General features: G+C 72.0%; 1 protein-coding gene. It reads left to right on the forward strand.

The features are described from left to right. Window positions 1-18: 18 nt before the first annotated feature. Window positions 19-1,325: methyl-accepting chemotaxis protein (locus tag AC3WLC_RS32065; RefSeq protein WP_493687911.1), on the forward strand; the 1,307-nt coding region annotated here is incomplete at its 3' end.

The following is a 1,325-nucleotide window of genomic DNA, read 5'->3' on the forward strand; positions in this document are numbered from 1 at the left end:
GCCGACGCGATGTCTGTTGTGGTTACGGATGTTGGCGAGGTGGTTGCGGCGGCGGCTGCGGGGGATTTCTCGGCGCGGCTGCAGATCGACCAGGCCGACGAGCAGATGCAGAAGCTGGTCGGCGGCATCAACGAGATCAACGCCGTGGTCGACGGTGCCACCACCGAATTCGTCGAAGTGCTGCAGGCGCTCGCCGCCGGCGATCTCACCCGCCAGGTGCCGACGGCCTATCGCGGCCGCTTCGCCGAGCTCAAGGACGCCGTCAACGAGACGATCGCCCGCCTCTCCGCCACGGTCTCGACCATCCAGGTGACGGCGTCGGATGTCGGCATCGCCGCCCGCGAGATCAACATGGGCGCCGACGATCTCTCCAAGCGCACCGAGGAACAGGCCTCCTCGCTCGAGGAGACCGCCGCGACCACCGAGGAGCTGGCGGCATCGGTGAAGGCCTCCGCGCAAGGGGCGCGCCAGGCGGCGGCGGTTGCCGAGGAGGCGATGCAGGCGGCGCAGGATGGCGGCGCCATCGCCGGCGAGGCGGTCAGCGCCATGGCAAGGATCGAGGAGGCCTCGCGCAAGATCTCCGACATCATCCGCGTCATCGACGACATCGCCTTCCAGACCAATCTGCTCGCCCTCAACGCGGCGGTCGAGGCGGCCAGGGCCGGCGATGCCGGCAAGGGCTTTGCCGTCGTCGCCAGCGAGGTGCGCACGCTGGCGCAGCGCTCGGGCGAGGCGGCCAAGGACATCTCGACGCTGATCTCGTCCTCCAATGCCGAGGTCGAGGCCGGGGTGAAGCTGGTGCGCCGGGCCGGCGAGTCGCTGGAGACGATCCTGGCGGCCTCGCGCAAGGTCACCGGCACGATCCAGGAGATCTCGGCGGCGGCGGGCGAGCAGGCCAACGGCATCGAGGAGATGAGTCAGGCGGTCGCCCATCTCGACGAGATGACGCAGGCCAATGCGGCGCTGGCCGAAGAGAGCGCCGCCTCGGCCGGGGCGCTCAGCGGCCGGATCGGCGAGCTCAACACGCTGGTGGCGAGCTTCCGCACCGGCGGCGGGACGAGCCATACCATGGCGGCCGCACCGGCCTTCGCCGGCTCCGGGACGCGCCCGGCTGCAAGGGCTGCTGCGGTGCCTGCGACGCGGGCACCGGCACGCCCTGCCGGTATGGCACCGCATGCCGCCGGCCCGGCCGATCGCGGCAGCGGCCGGGCGCCCGAGCCCGAGCGCCTGCGCCAGCTCGCCGAGGCCGCCTTCGTCCAGAGCAAGGCCGCCGCGCCACAGCCGCGCAAGGCCGCAAATGGCCGAGCGAGCGACGCCGGATGGGA

It is taken from the genome of Allobosea sp. GW821-FHT03A12, from assembly GCF_058986765.1.